Origin of the sequence: Kiloniella laminariae DSM 19542, from assembly GCF_000374005.1 — a bacterium.
Lineage (GTDB): Bacteria > Pseudomonadota > Alphaproteobacteria > Kiloniellales > Kiloniellaceae > Kiloniella > Kiloniella laminariae.
The window spans coordinates 123260-139460 of record NZ_KB893170.1 but is presented as its reverse complement, the minus strand read 5'-3'; the positions used below and the strand labels follow the sequence as shown (position 1 = coordinate 139460).

General features: G+C 48.9%; 13 protein-coding genes. 9 read left to right on the top strand and 4 right to left on the bottom strand.

Annotated elements, in window-relative coordinates; translation table 11 throughout:
* Nucleotides 1-93: 93 nt before the first annotated feature.
* Nucleotides 94-2124 carry a serine/threonine-protein kinase gene (locus tag B152_RS0120745; RefSeq protein WP_020594378.1) on the top strand — a complete coding sequence of 677 codons (2031 nt, stop codon included), beginning with the start codon at nt 94-96 and terminating at the stop codon, nt 2122-2124.
* Nucleotides 2125-2134: 10 nt separating this feature from the next.
* Nucleotides 2135-2593, top strand: coding sequence for a hypothetical protein (locus B152_RS0120740; RefSeq protein ID WP_020594377.1), 459 nt, complete (start codon nt 2135-2137; stop codon nt 2591-2593).
* Between the two features lie 51 nt (nt 2594-2644).
* Here the strand turns inward: B152_RS0120740 and B152_RS0120735 are convergent, their stop codons facing one another.
* The 3 genes from B152_RS0120735 to B152_RS0120725 all read right to left on the bottom strand — a co-directional run bounded on the left by B152_RS0120735 (nt 2645) and on the right by B152_RS0120725 (nt 5505).
* The gene (locus B152_RS0120735; protein WP_020594376.1) at nt 2645-3361 is read right to left on the bottom strand and encodes a hypothetical protein; all 717 of its coding nucleotides are present in this window, start codon (nt 3359-3361) and stop codon (nt 2645-2647) included.
* Between the two features lie 174 nt (nt 3362-3535).
* Entirely contained in the window at nt 3536-4420 is an 885-nt protein-coding gene (gene rpoH, locus B152_RS0120730; RefSeq protein ID WP_026261760.1) for an RNA polymerase sigma factor RpoH, read from the bottom strand.
* Between the two features lie 134 nt (nt 4421-4554).
* Entirely contained in the window at nt 4555-5505 is a 951-nt protein-coding gene (locus B152_RS0120725) for an RluA family pseudouridine synthase (RefSeq protein WP_033407160.1), read from the bottom strand.
* Nucleotides 5506-5640: 135 nt separating this feature from the next.
* Here B152_RS0120725 and B152_RS0120720 point away from each other — a divergent pair, with 135 nt between their 5' ends.
* Together B152_RS0120720 and B152_RS0120715 are read left to right on the top strand one after the other, a co-directional pair.
* Complete coding sequence (locus B152_RS0120720; protein ID WP_020594373.1) at nt 5641-5997, top strand: hypothetical protein; 357 nt, start codon at nt 5641-5643, stop codon at nt 5995-5997.
* A 60-nt stretch (nt 5998-6057) separates the two neighbouring features.
* Nucleotides 6058-7089 carry a threonine aldolase family protein gene (locus tag B152_RS0120715; protein ID WP_020594372.1) on the top strand — a complete coding sequence of 344 codons (1032 nt, stop codon included), beginning with the start codon at nt 6058-6060 and terminating at the stop codon, nt 7087-7089.
* A 110-nt stretch (nt 7090-7199) separates the two neighbouring features.
* Here the strand turns inward: B152_RS0120715 and B152_RS0120710 are convergent, their stop codons facing one another.
* A complete protein-coding gene (locus B152_RS0120710) occupies nt 7200-8528 on the bottom strand; it encodes a sodium-dependent transporter (protein ID WP_020594371.1) in 1329 nt (442 codons plus the stop codon).
* Nucleotides 8529-8925: 397 nt separating this feature from the next.
* Here B152_RS0120710 and B152_RS0120705 point away from each other — a divergent pair, with 397 nt between their 5' ends.
* The 5 genes from B152_RS0120705 (at nt 8926) to B152_RS0120680 (ending at nt 16067) form a co-directional block, all read left to right on the top strand.
* The gene (locus B152_RS0120705; protein ID WP_026261759.1) at nt 8926-10872 is read left to right on the top strand and encodes a PrkA family serine protein kinase; all 1947 of its coding nucleotides are present in this window, start codon (nt 8926-8928) and stop codon (nt 10870-10872) included.
* A gap of 51 nt (nt 10873-10923) precedes the next feature.
* Entirely contained in the window at nt 10924-12228 is a 1305-nt protein-coding gene (locus tag B152_RS0120700) for a YeaH/YhbH family protein (protein WP_020594369.1), read from the top strand.
* Nucleotides 12229-12243: 15 nt separating this feature from the next.
* The gene (locus B152_RS0120695; RefSeq protein WP_020594368.1) at nt 12244-13788 is read left to right on the top strand and encodes a SpoVR family protein; all 1545 of its coding nucleotides are present in this window, start codon (nt 12244-12246) and stop codon (nt 13786-13788) included.
* A 289-nt stretch (nt 13789-14077) separates the two neighbouring features.
* Nucleotides 14078-14431 carry an Hpt domain-containing protein gene (locus B152_RS0120690; protein ID WP_020594367.1) on the top strand — a complete coding sequence of 118 codons (354 nt, stop codon included), beginning with the start codon at nt 14078-14080 and terminating at the stop codon, nt 14429-14431.
* A 193-nt stretch (nt 14432-14624) separates the two neighbouring features.
* On the top strand, nt 14625-16067 hold the full coding sequence (locus B152_RS0120680; RefSeq protein WP_020594366.1) for a sigma-54-dependent transcriptional regulator: 1443 nt from the start codon (nt 14625-14627) through the stop codon (nt 16065-16067).
* The last annotated feature ends 134 nt before the right edge of the window (nt 16068-16201 follow it).

The window sequence follows — 16201 nt, the reverse complement described above, 5'->3', positions numbered from 1 at the left end:
CTATCTTTTTTCGTTTGTCTGCTATAGCTCTAGAGAGATAATGAAAAATTCCTGGTTTCAGGTAGGAGAGCCAGTTTTCTGGTAGGGGAGAGTATGCCTTCATACATTAAGGAAATAGCCGGGGAACTGGACTATTTACAGCATCCAGTCGAACTTGATGGCAAGTTCGAACTGTTGCCTGCAGAAAAATTACCAGAATTCCAATCCCCGGGTACTCTTGCAATCAATGCCGTGTCGATGAAGGGGCAGGCAACGCCACTTGTTGCATTGATTTGCCAAAAGGAAGCGGCACCACGGGCGGCAACAATTCGTCTGATGTCCCGCATCTCCTGTCCGGTTATGCTCGTTCCGATCGGTTCGGGGACAGTCGTCTTTAAAGAGGATAATACCAGACGCTATGTCGTGATTTTTGAGCGTCCCAAAGGCAAACGTCTTGTTCCTCAGGCGGGGATGTCTCCGCCGAAATTTGATGAAGACGATATTATTCATGGGGTTATTGAAAATCTGCTTCCGGCATTCCGGGAGCTTTCGTCCCGAACCTTGACGCACCGCGCCATCCGCCCGGATAACATTTTCCTCACATCGGATCGAAGGGCGATACTGGGAGAAGCTGTTTCCACGCCTGCTGGCTATGCCCAGCCGGTGCTGTATGAACCCATTGATTCTGGAATGGCCAGTCCTTCAGGACGTGCTGAGGGAACGGTTCTGGATGATTATTATTCTTTGGGGGTGCTGATTGCTGAGCTGGCCATGGGGGGAACCCTGCTGGACAAAAAAACAGACGAGCAGATTATTGAAGCCAAAATAAAACTGGGTTCTTACGGAGCTCTGGTTGGCCAGTCACGTGTTCCTCTTAAACTGATGGAGCCATTGAGAGGTCTCCTGAGCGATGATCCCTATGAGCGCTGGGGAATTGCAGATCTTGAAATGTGGGCCAACGGGCGGCATCTGAGTCCCAAACAGGTGCCTTTGCCGCAAAAAGCCGTTCGATCAATATCCTTTGCAGGCAAGGATTATCTGACGGCACCGCTTCTGGCAAACAGCATGCGGATGCACTGGACGGAGAGCAAACAGCTTATTGCAGGCGATCAACTTGATTCCTGGATCAGGCGAGCTCTCTCCAATGATGATATGGCTTCTTTGATCAAGGCCGCTCAACAAACTGGACAGGCCCTGGCCAGTACGGGAAGCGGGGATGACCGGACAGCTTCTGTCGCAATGATGGCTCTCGATCCCTCAGCACCTATAACCTACAAGTCGACATCTGTTCGGGTTAACGGGCTGGCCCAGGCAATAGCTCTGGATTTTTTCCAGTCGGGCAAGCTCGAACAGTATCTGGACATTATCCGGATGAAACTGCCGCAGGCCTGGGTTACTTCACAGGTGCGAACCAAACCTGAATTTGTGGCGATTATCAAACAGCTGGAAAGCGTAGAGCAGAGCGTGAAGAACATGACCGCGGGTTATGGGATGGAACGTGCTGTTTATGCTGGTAATGAAGGGTGGCCCTGTCTTTCACCGCTGGTTGGTGACAATTATGTGGATGACATTAAAAACCTGCTTCCAGCCCTTGAGGGGATGGTCGCTGCCGGACGCATCGAAGGGGCACCTGTCGATCGACATATTCTTGCATTCTCTCTAAAGCATCTGCGGGGAAATCAGGACGCACTTCTCAAGAGGCTTAACGATCCCTTCAAGCGGGATGTCTACAATCGAGCTTCTTTACGGTTTTTAGCAGAAATGCAAAAGCAGCATAGCCCGCAACCTCTTCCTGCGCTTTCAGCCCATATGGCTGACTTGCTGATTGATGCTGTCGAGACTTTTAACAACACCGCCTTTCGCAAACAGCTCAGGGATGCCGTTGAAAAAGCGAAACATGACGGTCAGATGACGACCCTGCAAATGATCCTGGACAATGCGCATATTCAAGACCAGGACAAATTGGGTTTTACCCAGGCCCAGGCCATGTTCACCAATCTTGAAGCCCAGGCCACCTGGCTCGAAAAGGGAGGGCTCGTTTCTGACGAGAATGTCCGCATGGTAAGTGAAAAAACATCAGCGGTTATTTCTGCCGTCTGTTCCGGAGTTGCTCTGGTTATCATGACAATTTCATGGGTATTGTGAGGAAAACGGAATGGGGCGTTTACCGCTTTTAATTATTCTTTTGCTGTTGGCTGTATTCCTTATGCCTTCAGCGATACTGGGCTGTGTCCTGATGGTGCCCAGTCTGGTTGCCTTTGTTGTCGATCGGAATAAACAGCGTTATCTGACCATGACAGTCGGTTTGCCGAACTTTTGTGGAATTCTACCTGCCCTGACCTCTCTGTGGGAGCGGGGACAGACATTTGACGGGGCTTTCTCGGGGATCGCTGATCCCTGGAACATGATGGTTGCCTATAGCGCCGCAGGGTTTGGCTGGCTGGTTTACTTTGGGGTGCCGGTAATTGTCGGCAGCTATTTGAGTATCTCGACTGAAGGCAAGATCAAACAAGTCCGGAAGTATCAGGATGATCTGGTTGAAGCCTGGGGAGAGAGCGTGCGACAGTCTGCTTCGGCCGCAGCGCCACCAGATGACAAAGAGGATGATGAATAGGTAATCAGTTCTCTCGTGGCTTTTGTTGGCGCGAGCGTAAAAGAGAGAGTGTTATGGGACTTGACGTTTTAACTCCTTGAGACGCCGCAAGAAGAGTATCAGATAGAACAGTACAAAGAGGGCAAAAAAGAGCTCCTGTACTTCGCTGGCTCTCTGAAACAGTCTGAAAGAACTATCCAGCGCAGCAAGTACGCGCTCAGTCATTCTTGTGATTTCGGCAATAAGAGCTGTCGGAAAGAGGTGTAGTGTCGGCACAATGATCGAGAGCGGGTGGCTCCACAGAGCGGGACGGTAATGATAGAGCAGGGGCAGAATAATCCCGCCAACAAGGATACCAATTTCCAAGATGGTGCGCGGTTTCTGGTCAAGCCAGGAGCTGGTGTTGTGGAAGTTGGTTTCACCCTGATCGTTTATCGCGGCCCAGTCGCTTGACGTGCTCCACTGGAACCAGTGTTGCCCCCAACTTGCTTCTTCTCCGGACATGTAAAAACTGCCAAGGGCCGCAATCAAAATCCAGAACCACAGCCAGCTAAAGTTGCGCAGGTTCGGGTGAAATAAGATGCGCAAGGCAACAAAAAAAGAGATGGCCGGGATAATTGTATGAGAGGTCTCGAGAATTCCATCTCGTTCGTTCCCAATCCACTGATTGTAAAGTTCTCCAGGCATGAACAGGCCAAGAATTAACAGCAGAAAAGCCAGAGCCACAGGAAGCCAGAGCCAGAGCCATTTGGGGAGACGATCTTCATAAACGACAGTTTCGAGTGTCATTTTACAGCCTGATACAATGTTTAATGTTTTGCTGAAGCTATATTTTCTCTGGGGGTGGGGCCAGTAAAAAAACCGGGATTTGTTGCCCGGGTAAATTGTTATTTGAGGCGACGGGCTGGGGGATTGGCATGAAAAAAGCCGCCAGGCGGCGGCTTTTCTAAGGAGAAACTTTGTTCAGGATGTCGCGAGTTTTTGTTCGATTGCGGCATTCTTAATAGCTTTTTGCAGCTTTTCGAAAGCCCGGACTTCGATCTGACGCACTCTTTCCCGACTGATGTTATAGGTGTGGGAAAGATCTTCAAGAGTTGTCGGATCGTCTTTTAGCCGACGCTCTTCAAGAATATGGCGTTCACGCTCGGTCAGGGATTCCATCGCGTTTACCAGGAGAGCCCTTCGTTTTGTCAGCTCTTCTGATTCAGCATACTGCGTTTCCTGACTGGGTGTGTCATCAACCAGCCAGTCTTGCCATTCGCCGTCGCCATCAATACGCAAGGGTGCGTTGAGCGAGTTGTCGGGACCTGCCAGCCTGCGGTTCATCTGGACAACGTCGTTTTCTGAAACAGCGAGGGTGGTTGCGATGTGCGTCACCTGTTCAGGAGAAAGATCGCCCTCGTCAATTGCCTCCATCTGGCCTTTTAGCTTGCGCAGATTGAAAAAGAGTTTTTTCTGGGCGGCAGTTGTCCCCATTTTGACCAAGGACCAGGAATGCAGGATATATTCCTGAATAGATGCGCGGATCCACCACATGGCGTAAGTCGCAAGGCGGAAGCCCTTTTCCGGATCAAAGCGTTTTACGGCCTGCATCATACCAACGTTGCCTTCAGATATCAGTTCTGACACAGGCAAGCCGTAACCACGGTATCCCATGGCAATCTTGGCAACAAGGCGGAGGTGACTGGTAACGAGTGTATGAGCGGCATCGACATCATCATGCTCCCGCCAGCGTTTGGCGAGCATGTATTCTTGATTCTGTTCCAGCATTGGAAACTTGCGGATGTCCTGAAGGTACCGTGACAGGTTTCCCTCTGGAGTCAGAGCCGGAATTCTTGGTGATGCCATGTTAAACTCCCCTCTAGTCTGTTGACCGTGAGAACCTGCTCACAGGTCTAAGTCTCTGCTTGAATGGAGACATATGGTGTCTTATCCCGCATTGCACAAGGGGTAGACATATTTCCGATTGCGATTTTTAATTATTATAAACTATGAATCAAATCTTTCAAATCGATTGATAGTTCGCTCGAGAAACTCAGTGTTTCCTTGGTAATGGGGTGCACAAAGCCCAAGGTTTTTGCGTGCAAAGCCTGGCGTTCAAAGCTTTTCATAAGTTGCTGGGCCGAAGCCGGAAGGGCTTTGAGGCGGCTTTGGCTCTGGCTGCCGTACAGCGGATCTCCAAGCAGAGGGTGCCCGATGTGGGTCATGTGGACACGGATCTGGTGGGTTCGGCCAGTTTCGAGCTTACATTCAACAAGACTGACAGCGCCATCAGCCAGCACCTTCAGAGTTTTATAATATGTGACAGCTCTCTTCCCGCCAGTGGGAACGACAGCCATTTTTTTTCTGTTTTTGGGGCTTCGGCCAATATTTCCTTCAACTTTTCCTGCTATCGGCTTGGCTGTTCCCCAGACAATGGCATTATAACTCCGTTCGATGTCGTGAGTGGAGAAAAGCTGCACCAGCCCCTGGTGACACTCATCAGTTTTGGCGACGACCATTAATCCGCTGGTGTCCTTGTCAATTCGGTGCACGATACCGGGGCGTTTTACACCGCCGATTCCTTTGAAATCATCACCGCAATAGTGAATTAACGCATTGACCAGTGTACCATCCTGATTGCCTGGTGCGGGGTGCACAACAAGGCCGGATGGTTTGTTTATGATGAGAAGGTGCGCGTCCTCATAGACAATTTCGAGCGGGATATCCTGTGCTGCAGGTTCCGGGTCAACAGCTTCAGGGACGACCAGGCTGACTCTTTGCCCGACCTTGAGACGGAAATTTGCTGTTTGCGTCACCTCGCCATCAATACGCAGGCACTGTTGTACAATGAGCGCCTGTAACCTGCTGCGGGACAGATCGGGCAGCCTGTCAGCCAGAAAACGGTCGACGCGGACTTTTTTCTCTGTTTCTTCGACAGTTAATTCGTACACTTGTGCTGTGCTGCTGTCAGGGGAGTTCGTATCTGGGCCGCACTCTGCCATTGGAACCTCTCGGTTTTTCTCTGCCTTGCCCTCTCAGGCAAGCTCACTTATTACAAGTCTTCTTTTACGCGCGGGTTTATCAAGATGAAAGCGATTAAGATTGCAGTTGTGATCATGAGCATCTTGCTTGTGTTGGGCTTTGGTGTGGTGATCTATACGATCTCCAGCCGGGTAAGCAGTGGGGTTGGGAGCAAGGAAGATGTTTCTAACGAAAGTGTAAGCTCACCTGATAGCCAGGAGATCCAGTCTTTTCCACAGGTGTTGCTTGAAATACCGGCTGGATGTGAATTGGTGGCATCCCAGTTACAGGGGGACAGGCTGATGCTCCGGTTGGGAGGAAACAGGGAGAGGGGCTGTCAACAGGTACTGCTCTTTTCAGCGATCACGGGCGAACGTTTGGGGGGCTGGTCTTTGGCTGCACCAACAGGCGGGACTGACTAAATGCCCCGAGTCATGAAAATTCATGACTGCCTTTTTAATTGAGAAGAAGCGATTAATATTATGACAAATTTTGCATCTGACAATGTGACTGGAATTTCTCCGGCAATTCTCGAAGCAATTTCCGCAGCCAATCTGGATCATGCTGCTTCCAGTTATGGTGCGGATAAATGGACTGCAGGTCTGTCAGAACAGGCTTCGGAAATTTTCGAAAAGGATGTCACTGTTTTTCCAGTTATCAGTGGCACGGCAGCGAATGTGCTGCCGATTTCATCGCTCACCCCCGCTTATGGAGCTATTTATTGTCATGAGTATGCACATATCCATACTGATGAGTGTGGAGCGAGCGAATTCTACACCGGTGGAGCCAAACTGCTTTCTTTGAGCGGGAAGCACGCCAAGTTTTCCGCAGAAAAACTCTCAGCAGCCATTTTTGGCAAAGGTGTTGCCCGTCATGCACAACCGGCTCTTGTCAGTGTGACACAGACGACGGAAGCCGGAACCTTGTATCAGGTCGATGAAGTTGCGGCTATTTCTGCTGTTGCAAGAGACAATGGCATGAAGGTCCATATGGATGGTGCCCGGTTTGCCAATGCTGTGGCAGGACTTGGTTGTTCTCCGGCCGAGATAACCTGGCGGGCAGGTGTCGATGTTCTTTCTTTTGGTGCGACCAAAAACGGGGCTATGGGTGCTGAACTGGTGGTGTTTTTTAATAAAACGGACAGCAGGGAACTTGAGCATAGGCGGGTAAGGGGGGGGCATTATCTTTCTAAAATGCGTTTTGTTTCGGCCCAGCTATCGGCATATCTAACCAAAGATCTCTGGCTTGAAAATGCGCGGCGGGCCAACGCCATGGCAAAAAGACTTGCCAGCCACCTTGAGGAAATTCCTTCTGTCAGCTTTGTGCATCCGGTTGAAGCAAACATTCTCTTTTTATCAATGCCGGGAAAAATGGTGTGTCATTTGAAAGATGCAGGCTTTGAATTCTATGAAATGTCAGAGACTGATCCGGTTCTGGTGAGACTGGTTCTTTCTTTCAACAGCTCTGAGTCCGATGTGGATCGCTTTGGAGAGATTGCCAAATCGTTGTCCTGATCCGGTCAACTGAGAAAATCAGAGGCCCACATAAAACCAACAAAAAACCCCGCAGGATACCGCGGGGTTTTTGCTATTATGCTTTGTGATTATGCGCCTGATGATTAACTTTACAACAGGCCGTTAACAAGAATAGCGGCAATCGCCAGTGGGGCGATAAAACGCAGGATGAAGATCCAGGCAAAAAGAACCAGGCTTTTGCCTTCTCCGCGGGCCATTTCATTCAGAGCTTTTGCGCCCATAACCCAACCGACATAAAGTGAAACGAGAAGACCGCCGACAGGAAGCAGAATGGAACTTGAAACAAAGTCCATCAAGTCGAGGAACCCTTTCCCTGCGAATGTAAAATCTCCCCATATTCCCTGCGAAAGGGATGAGGGAATACCCAAGAGGAAAGCCAGGACACCGCTTGCGAGTGTTACCTTCGTTCTGGAGAAGCCTTTTTGGTTGAAGTAGGCAACAACAGGTTCAAGCAGGGAAATTGAAGATGTCAAAGCCGCAATCGTCAGCAAAAAGAAAAACAGGCTGCCAAAAAGAGCGCCGCCAGGCATGGCTTCAAATACTGCAGGAAGAGTGATAAAGGTCAGCGCCGGGCCCTGAGCAGGATTCAGACCGACGGCAAAAACGGCAGGCAGAATAGCCAGACCCGCCAGAATTGCGACAGCAGTATCAAGAAAGGCTACATACCACGATGATCGGCCAAGGTTCTCTGCCCGATTAAGGTAAGAGCCGTAGGTGATCATCACCCCCATTCCCAGTGACAGGGAGAAAAAAGCCTGCCCCAGAGCTGCCATGACAGTTTTAGCATCAATCTTGCTGAAATCTGGCTCGAGATAAAAGCGGATGCCTGCTTCTGCTCCTGGTAATGTCATTCCCCTGACTGCGAGGGCAATCAGAATAATGAACAGCAGTGGCATCAAAATTTTCCCGGCGCGCTCAATTCCCCCTTTGATACCACCGAGGACAACCAGCATTGTCAGCAGCATGAAAATGCCGGCATAGATCAGGGGAGAAACCGGATCACTGATAAAGCCAATAAAAGCGGTTTCGATGTCTTTGCCATTGGCGCCTGCAAAAGCACCTGTTGCCATTTTCAAGGTGTAGGAGATGGTCCAGCCAGCGATCACACCATAAAACGACAGAATGGTAAACGCGGCAAGAATACCCATAATGCCGATGATGGACCATCCGGGGGTTTCCAGTTTCTTGAAGGATGTGATGGCATCACTCTGACTGGCCCGCCCGATCACCATTTCGGCGGCAAGAACGGATATTCCGATTGTGAAAACGAGACCGAGATAGAGGATCAGAAATGCGGCTCCTCCATTTTCTCCTGTAATATAGGGAAACTTCCAGATGTTCCCCAGGCCGACAGCAGAACCCGCTGCTGCCATGATAAAACCAAGTTTGGAACCCCAATGCTCTCGTGTTACCGCCATAAAAAACTCCAATAAAGATAAGATCTTGCTGGTGCTATAAAATTCATTGATGGCGGTTTAAAGCATTTCCTTGTGGAGCAGGGTTGTGAATTTGTGGATGCAGCTATTCGCGCAAAGTATGGCTCAGGGATTGAACTGAGTATCGAGTGGCGTTGTAGAAAAAAATTGATTTTTTCAAAAAATTGTTAATCCATCGATGACTGCAGTGCGTAAAAAATAAAAGAGATTTTTCAGTCAAGTAGAGCTGAAAATGGGAAGAGGAAATCAGTTGACTATTCTTACAAGGGCACAAGTGAAGCTCCTGGTGCCGCCAGATCGGAGAAGCTGGCAGGATAGAACCTCAACTGATTGAGAGAAGGAAACAGAAACAGTTTTTGCCGTTACCGCACAGGAGGTCATGATGCCCAAGACCGATATCTTCGATGTATATTCCGAGCTATATGAAAGTCGGCAACAAGTCGAACTCTCGCTGAGAGATTATCTCTCCGGCTGCCGCGACGATAAAGGCATGTATGCCTCTACCGCGGAACGGATGGTCGAGGCGATCGGCGAACCAGAACTGTTCGATACCAGCCAGGACGAAAGGATGGGGCGGGTTTTTATGAACCGCACCATCAAGCGCTATACGACCTTTCATGAATTTTTTGGGATGGAAGAGACCATTGAGCGCATTGTTGGCTTTTTCAAACATGCCTCTCAGGGGCTGGAAGAAAGAAAACAGATACTCTACCTTCTCGGGCCCGTTGGCGGCGGTAAATCTTCCATTGCCGAACGGCTCAAGGTTCTGATCGAACGCTGCCCGGTTTATGTGCTCAAGGCAGGGGACCAGATCAGTCCGATTTTTGAATCTCCACTTGGTTTGTTTGATCCCAATCGCATGGGCGATCTGCTCAGTGAAAAGTATGGCATCCCCAAACACCGTTTGACCGGCCTGATTTCACCTTGGGCGTTAAAGCGACTGGAAGAATTCGAAGGCGATATCTCCAAATTTACAGTGGTAAAGCTCTTTCCCTCAAAACTGCGCCAGATCTGTGTGTCAAAAACCGAGCCAGGAGACGAGAACAATCAGGATATCTCGTCTCTGGTCGGGAAGGTGGACATCCGTAAGCTGGAGTATTACAGCCAAAATGATTCAGACGCCTATTCCTATAGTGGCGGCCTGAACATGGCGACCCAGGGGTTGCTTGAATTTGTCGAGATGTTCAAAGCACCGATCAAGATGCTTCACCCGTTGCTGACGGCAACACAGGAAGGGAACTATGTTGGAACAGAAAATATGGGCGCCATCCCTTTTCAGGGGGTGATCCTGGCTCATTCCAACGAATCTGAGTGGCAGACCTTCAAAAACAACAAGAATAACGAAGCCTTTATTGACCGGGTTTGTGTGATCAAGGTTCCTTATTGTCTGCGGGCAAACGAGGAAGGGGATATTTATCAGAAACTGTTGCGTGATAGTGAACTGAGGGATTCACATTGTGCACCCTCAACAATTGAGATGATGTCCCAGTTCAGCGTGATGACGCGCCTGAAAGAACATGAAAATTCAAATATTTTCTCCAAGATGCGTGTTTATAACGGGGAAAATCTTAAAGATGTCGATCCAAATGCCAAACCGATTCAGGAATACCGTGAAGCTGCAGGGCTCAATGAAGGGATGAATGGCATCTCAACTCGTTTTGCCTTCAAGGTTCTGGCCGAAACCTATAACTATGATGCCAATGAAGTCGCTGCTGATCCGGTACATCTGATGTATGTGCTCGAGCAGGCAATTCAGCGCGAGCAATACCCGGACGAAGTCGAGAAGCGATATCTTGAGTTTATCAAAGGCTATCTGGCTGTACGCTATGCTGAATTTATCGGTAACGAGATTCAGAAAGCCTATCTGGAATCCTATTCCGATTTTGGGCAAAATCTGTTCGACCGCTATATTTCCTATGCGGATGCATGGATTGAAGGGCACGATTTCAAAGATCCGGATACCGGACAGCTGCTTGATCCCCGCATTCTGGATCAGGAGCTTTCAAAAATCGAGAAGCCGGCCGGGATTTCAAATCCCAAGGATTTCCGGAATGAGGTGGTCAAATTCACCCTGCGGACCAGAGCCAACAACAAGGGCCAGAACCCCCGTTGGACATCTTATGAAAAATTGAGGGAAGTGATTGAAAAGCGGATGTTCACACAGGTCGAAGACCTGCTGCCGGTGATTTCCTTTGGGTCCAAAAAAGACAAGGAAACAGAGTCCAAGCATAATGAGTTTGTTCAGCGGATGGTTGCCCGTGGTTACAGCAAACGCCAGGTACATCGTCTGGTCGACTGGTATATGCGGGTAAACAAGGCGGGGTAATGACCTGTCAGGTTCCGTTCTGAGTGAAACAGATCAGCAGGTAAACCAGACATGATGCATTTTATTGACAGGCGTCTAAATCCCAAGGGCAAGAGCCTGACAAATCGGCAGCGGTTTATTCGTCGGGCCCGAACCCAAATCCGCAAGGCTGTCAAGGAAGCTATCAATGACGGCAAGGTTGCTGATGTTGGTCACAAGGGGCGGATTTCTATCCCGACCAAAGGACTGAACGAGCCGCGGTTTCGCTACGACTACAGCAAGGGAAAACACGACCGGATCTTGCCTGGTAACAAGGAGTTTTCTACCGGGGACCAGATCAAACGCCCGCCCAAGGGTGGTGAAGGGCAGGGAGGCAAAAAAGCCAGTGAAGAAGGAGAGGGGGAAGACAGCTTTCAATTTTCGCTTTCCCGGGAAGAATTCCTCGAAGTCTTTTTTGAAGATCTGGAACTGCCGGACCTGATAAAAACCTCTCTCAAGGAAGAGGTGGACTTTGAGAAACAGCGCGCAGGATATGTGCGTTCGGGGTCCCCCAGTAATATGGATCTGAAACGGACCATGCGACATAGTCTGGCCCGCAGAATTTCCATGAAACGCCCCGGAAACGATGAGCTTGATGAATTGAGAGCGGAAATTCTGGCACTGGAGGCGAAGGGTCGTAAAACCCAAAAACTCAAGGATATGCAGGAAAAACTTGAACTTCTGGAAAACCGTCGACGTTTTGTCCCTTACATTGATCCGCTCGATGTTCGTTATAAAAGCTTCATCAAGATCCCCAAGCCCAATACCCATGCCGTAATGTTCTGTCTTATGGATGTTTCCGGTTCAATGAGCGAGGGGATGAAGGATCTGGCCAAACGTTTTTTCATGTTGCTGCATCTGTTTCTCTCTACACAGTACGAACGGGTAGAACTGGTTTTTATCCGTCATACCCATCTGGCCAAGGAAGTGGATGAGGAAACTTTTTTCTATTCCCGGGAAACCGGAGGCACCATTGTTTCCTCAGCACTAGAGGAAATGAAAACCGTTCTTGAAGACCGTTATCCGCAGGGTGAATGGAATATCTATGCAGCGCAGGCATCTGATGGCGATAACTTTGCCAGTGACCGGGAGAAATGTCTGGGACTGATGAACGAAGCAATCCTTCCTTTCTGTCAGTATTTTGCCTATATCGAAGTGATGGACGAGCAGGAGCTCGAGATCTTCAAGGATGAGCAAAATATGACTGATCTCTGGCGAATTTATGCTCAGTTGACGGAGTCTTTTGAGAATTTTGCCATGCGGCGGGTGGTCAAACCGAATGATATCTTCCCTGTTTTCAAGGATCTGTTCTCGAAGGAACAAGCCAAGAAAGCATGAAGAAAGGAGTCCAAGATGGTACAGACCCAGCCCAAACAGCAACCTCTTTATGAAGGTGCAGAGTGGACATTTAAAAAACTAGATCTTGTCTTCGATGCGATTGAGGAAATCGCAAAGGATGAGCTGGGGCTTGATGTATACCCCAACCAGATTGAGGTTATTACGGCTGAACAGATGCTGGATGCCTACTCCGGCATTGGTATGCCACTGATGTATAACCACTGGTCATTCGGGAAAAGCTTTGTGCGGGATGAGTTTTATTATCGCAAGGGCATGCGCGGGCTTGCTTATGAGATTGTGATTAATTCAAGCCCCTGTATCAGCTATGTCATGGAAGAAAACTCAATGACCATGCAGGCGCTGGTCATTGCCCATGCTGCCTTTGGTCACAACCATTTTTTCAAAAACAATCATCTTTTCAGACAGTGGACTGATGCAGAGGCCATTTTGGACTATATGCATTTTGCCCGGAAGTATATTGGCAAGTGTGAAGAACGTTACGGCGTTGAAGCAGTTGAAGAATTGCTTGATGCTGCTCATGCTTTGCGGGAAAACGCGGTTGATCGCTATTCCCGTCCGGCAAAGCTGTCGCATGAAATGGAGCGCCAGAGAATGGAGGCGCGTCAGGAACACGAACGGACAAGCTATCGCGATATCTGGCGTACCTTGCCTGAAAAAAGCAAGGATGAGGATGAAAAAACTAAAAGTGAACGTCAGGAACAGATTATCAAGAAGCTGGGGCTGCCCGAAGCAAACCTGCTCTATTTTCTGGAGAAACACAGTCCGGCTTTACAGGACTGGCAACGTGAAATTTTGCGCATTGTGCGAAACATAGCCCAGTATTTTTACCCGCAGAAGCAGACAAAGGTTATGAACGAAGGCTGTGCCTGTTTTTGCCACTACTTCATCATGAACAGTCTGTTTGACAAAGGGCTGATTACAGAAGGCTCAATGCTGGAGTTTATTGACTATCATACACGGGTTGTGGCGCAGCCGGATTTTGATGACCCGCGCTGGAATGGTCTTAACCCTTATGCACTCGGCTTTGCGATGATGCAGGATATCTATCGAATTTGCCATTCGCCGACAGAAGAAGACCGGGCCTGGTTTCCTGACATTGCGGGCTGTGGGGAAGGCATCTCTGTCCTCAAAGACGCCTGGGCCAATTTTCGGGATGAAAGCTTTATTCTCCAGTTCCTTAGCCCCAAGCTGATCCGGGACTTTCGTCTTTTCCAGATACACGACAACTCTGCTCTACCCCACCTCAAGGTTGAAGCCATTCACAATGAGCAGGGATATCGGAAAATTCGCAGTGCACTTGCAAAATCCTATACCGTTTCAGCTATGGACCTGGACATTCAGGTTGCAGACGTGGAATTTGACGGTGACCGGGCCCTGACGTTGAGACATATGGTCCATAATGATGTACCGATTGAGGGCAAAGAAGCCGAAGAGGTCATGAAACGGGTCGCTCAACTGTGGGGTTATGATGTCGGACTGTATTGTGAAGATGCTGTGAACGGAAAAATCCTGGCAACATACGACATTACCTTGTCTTGAGGCTGTTTTTTGTGGATTGCGGATTGTATTCTTTTGGTTGTGGAAGATCTTTTCTGCTTTTGTTAGCAGTAAGGTTTTGGTAGCAGTTTAGGCGTAGAATTCTAACGGAGCGGTATTATCTGAAAGTCCGGGAAGTTGCCCATGTTTCCCGTGACCGGAAATTATTCGTTCCATCGTATGCAATGCCTGTTGGGATGTCCGGATTGCTACAGGAATATCCGGGATCTTAAGTTACCTTCAGGCCCCATGAGGGGAGTGAATTACAATTAGCTATACAGTCGAAAAGGAGTTGTCGAGCCGCAACGACGACCCTCCCATACGCGAGAACAAAGTCATTCAGGCTTTATCTGTTGAGGTCGGGGAAGAGACAATTCCTTTCCTACTCGAGAGGTTCGTTCTTGATCTTGAAACCCATCTCCCTGTTGTTATAGAAGCCGCACGTGCGGGTGATGCAACACCACTTGAAAGAGAAAGCCATACCCTTAAGAGTGTGAGCGGGACCTTTGGGGCTCTCAGGCTGCAGCAGCTTATGACACGTATCAACGAGTGTTGCCGCCTCGGGGATTTCAAAGAAGCATTGATCCATGCGGGACGGGTGGAAGCAGTCGGTAAACTGACTCTGGAAGCTTTCCAGTCAGAATAAAAGCGATCCAGATTTATCGTTGCTTTTGAAAAGGGGCGGAGTACCTGTTTTGGCAGAGTGTTCTGTATTATGCTGCATTATAGAGTTACTTGAGTGAAAGTCCTCTGGTTTGGCTTTCATCTTGATGCTTCTTATGTTTCTTGAATATATTGTTGTTCTCTTTAACCTGGAGCTTTTGGTTGAACTCTTCTGAATGACAACTTCTCCTGACATTTTACTGGTGGAAGATACCGCGTCACTTTCTGCGGTATACTCTCGTTATCTGATCCGGTCTGGTTACCAGTCATCACAGGTGGCTTCAGGTGCAGCAGCACTGGAAGAACTCGGAAATGGTGGCTATCGTGTCATGCTGCTGGATCTCCAGCTACCGGATATGGACGGACTTGATATTCTTCGTTATGTGCAGGAGAAGGCTCTGCCGGTTGCTGTTGTTGTGATTACTTCAAATGCATCGGTCAATGTTGCCGTGGAATCCATGCGTCTTGGTGCGTACGATTTTCTGGTGAAACCTTTTTCTGCTGACCGTTTGATTGTGACTGTCCGGAATGCCCTCAAGCATATGCAGCTTTCTGCGATGGTCGAAGCCATTAAGGAACGTAGCTATTATCAGGGGTTTATCGGGTCTTCCCTGGCCATGCAGTCGATTTATCGGACAATTGACGCCGCGGCATCTTCCAAGGCGACAGTTTTCATCACAGGGGAAAGTGGAACAGGTAAAGAGGTTTGTGCCGAGGCGATACACAAAAGCAGCCCCCGTGTTGAGAAACCGTTTGTGCCTCTTAACTGTGGAGCTATCCCTCGGGACCTGATGGAATCTGAAATCTTCGGCCATATCAAAGGGGCTTTTACCGGAGCCATCAACAATCGGGATGGCGCTGCGACCCAGGCAGATGGCGGGACGCTGTTTCTGGACGAGATCTGCGAGATGGATCTTGATCTTCAAACGAAGTTGCTTCGCTTTATCCAGAGCGGGACTTTCCAGAAAGTTGGAAGCACCCGGCTGGAAAAGGTGAATATCCGGATTGTTTGTGCGACCAACAGGAACCCGTTGCAAGAAGTTCAGGCAGGAAATTTCAGAGAAGATCTGTACTATCGTCTGCATGTCATTCCGATACATCTGCCGCCCTTAAGGGATCGAGATCAGGATGTGGTCGAGATTGCCAAGGCTTTCTTGCAGGAGTATGCCCGAGAGGAGGGTAAAAATTTTACCGCTTTTTCCAGTGAGGCACTCAAGGCGATCTATGAGTATTCCTGGCCGGGCAATATTCGACAACTTCAAAACGTCCTCAGAAACTCGGTGGTTCTCAATTCAGGTACAGTTCTTGCTGCGTCCATGTTGCCTCCGATGGTGAGGTCCTGGAGTGGTAGTGGGGATAGCGTTATTCCTGAACCGATGCCCGAGGATTGGCGAGGGGAAATTCAGGGAAATATCCGCACTGTCTCTGAGGCAAGTCCATCACTCCAGTTTTCTGAAAGAGCTGGCTCAGAAAAAATTGTTCCTTTATGGATTGTTGAAAAACAGGCCATCGAAGATGCAATCTCTCTTTGTGGCGGCAGTGTTACAAAAGCAGCGGCTTTTCTGGATATCAATCCCTCGACAATTTACAGAAAAAAGCTTCAGTGGGATGCAGAATAATTTTTCTGAAATCAGGGAACAATTCAGCGATTAGAGCTTTTTCCTTTTGACCGGGATAGATCAAAAGAGAAGAAAGCGCGACAAGCCTGATAGTTAAAGTACTTGTTCTGTTTCTGATTTAAACAAAAAATGCT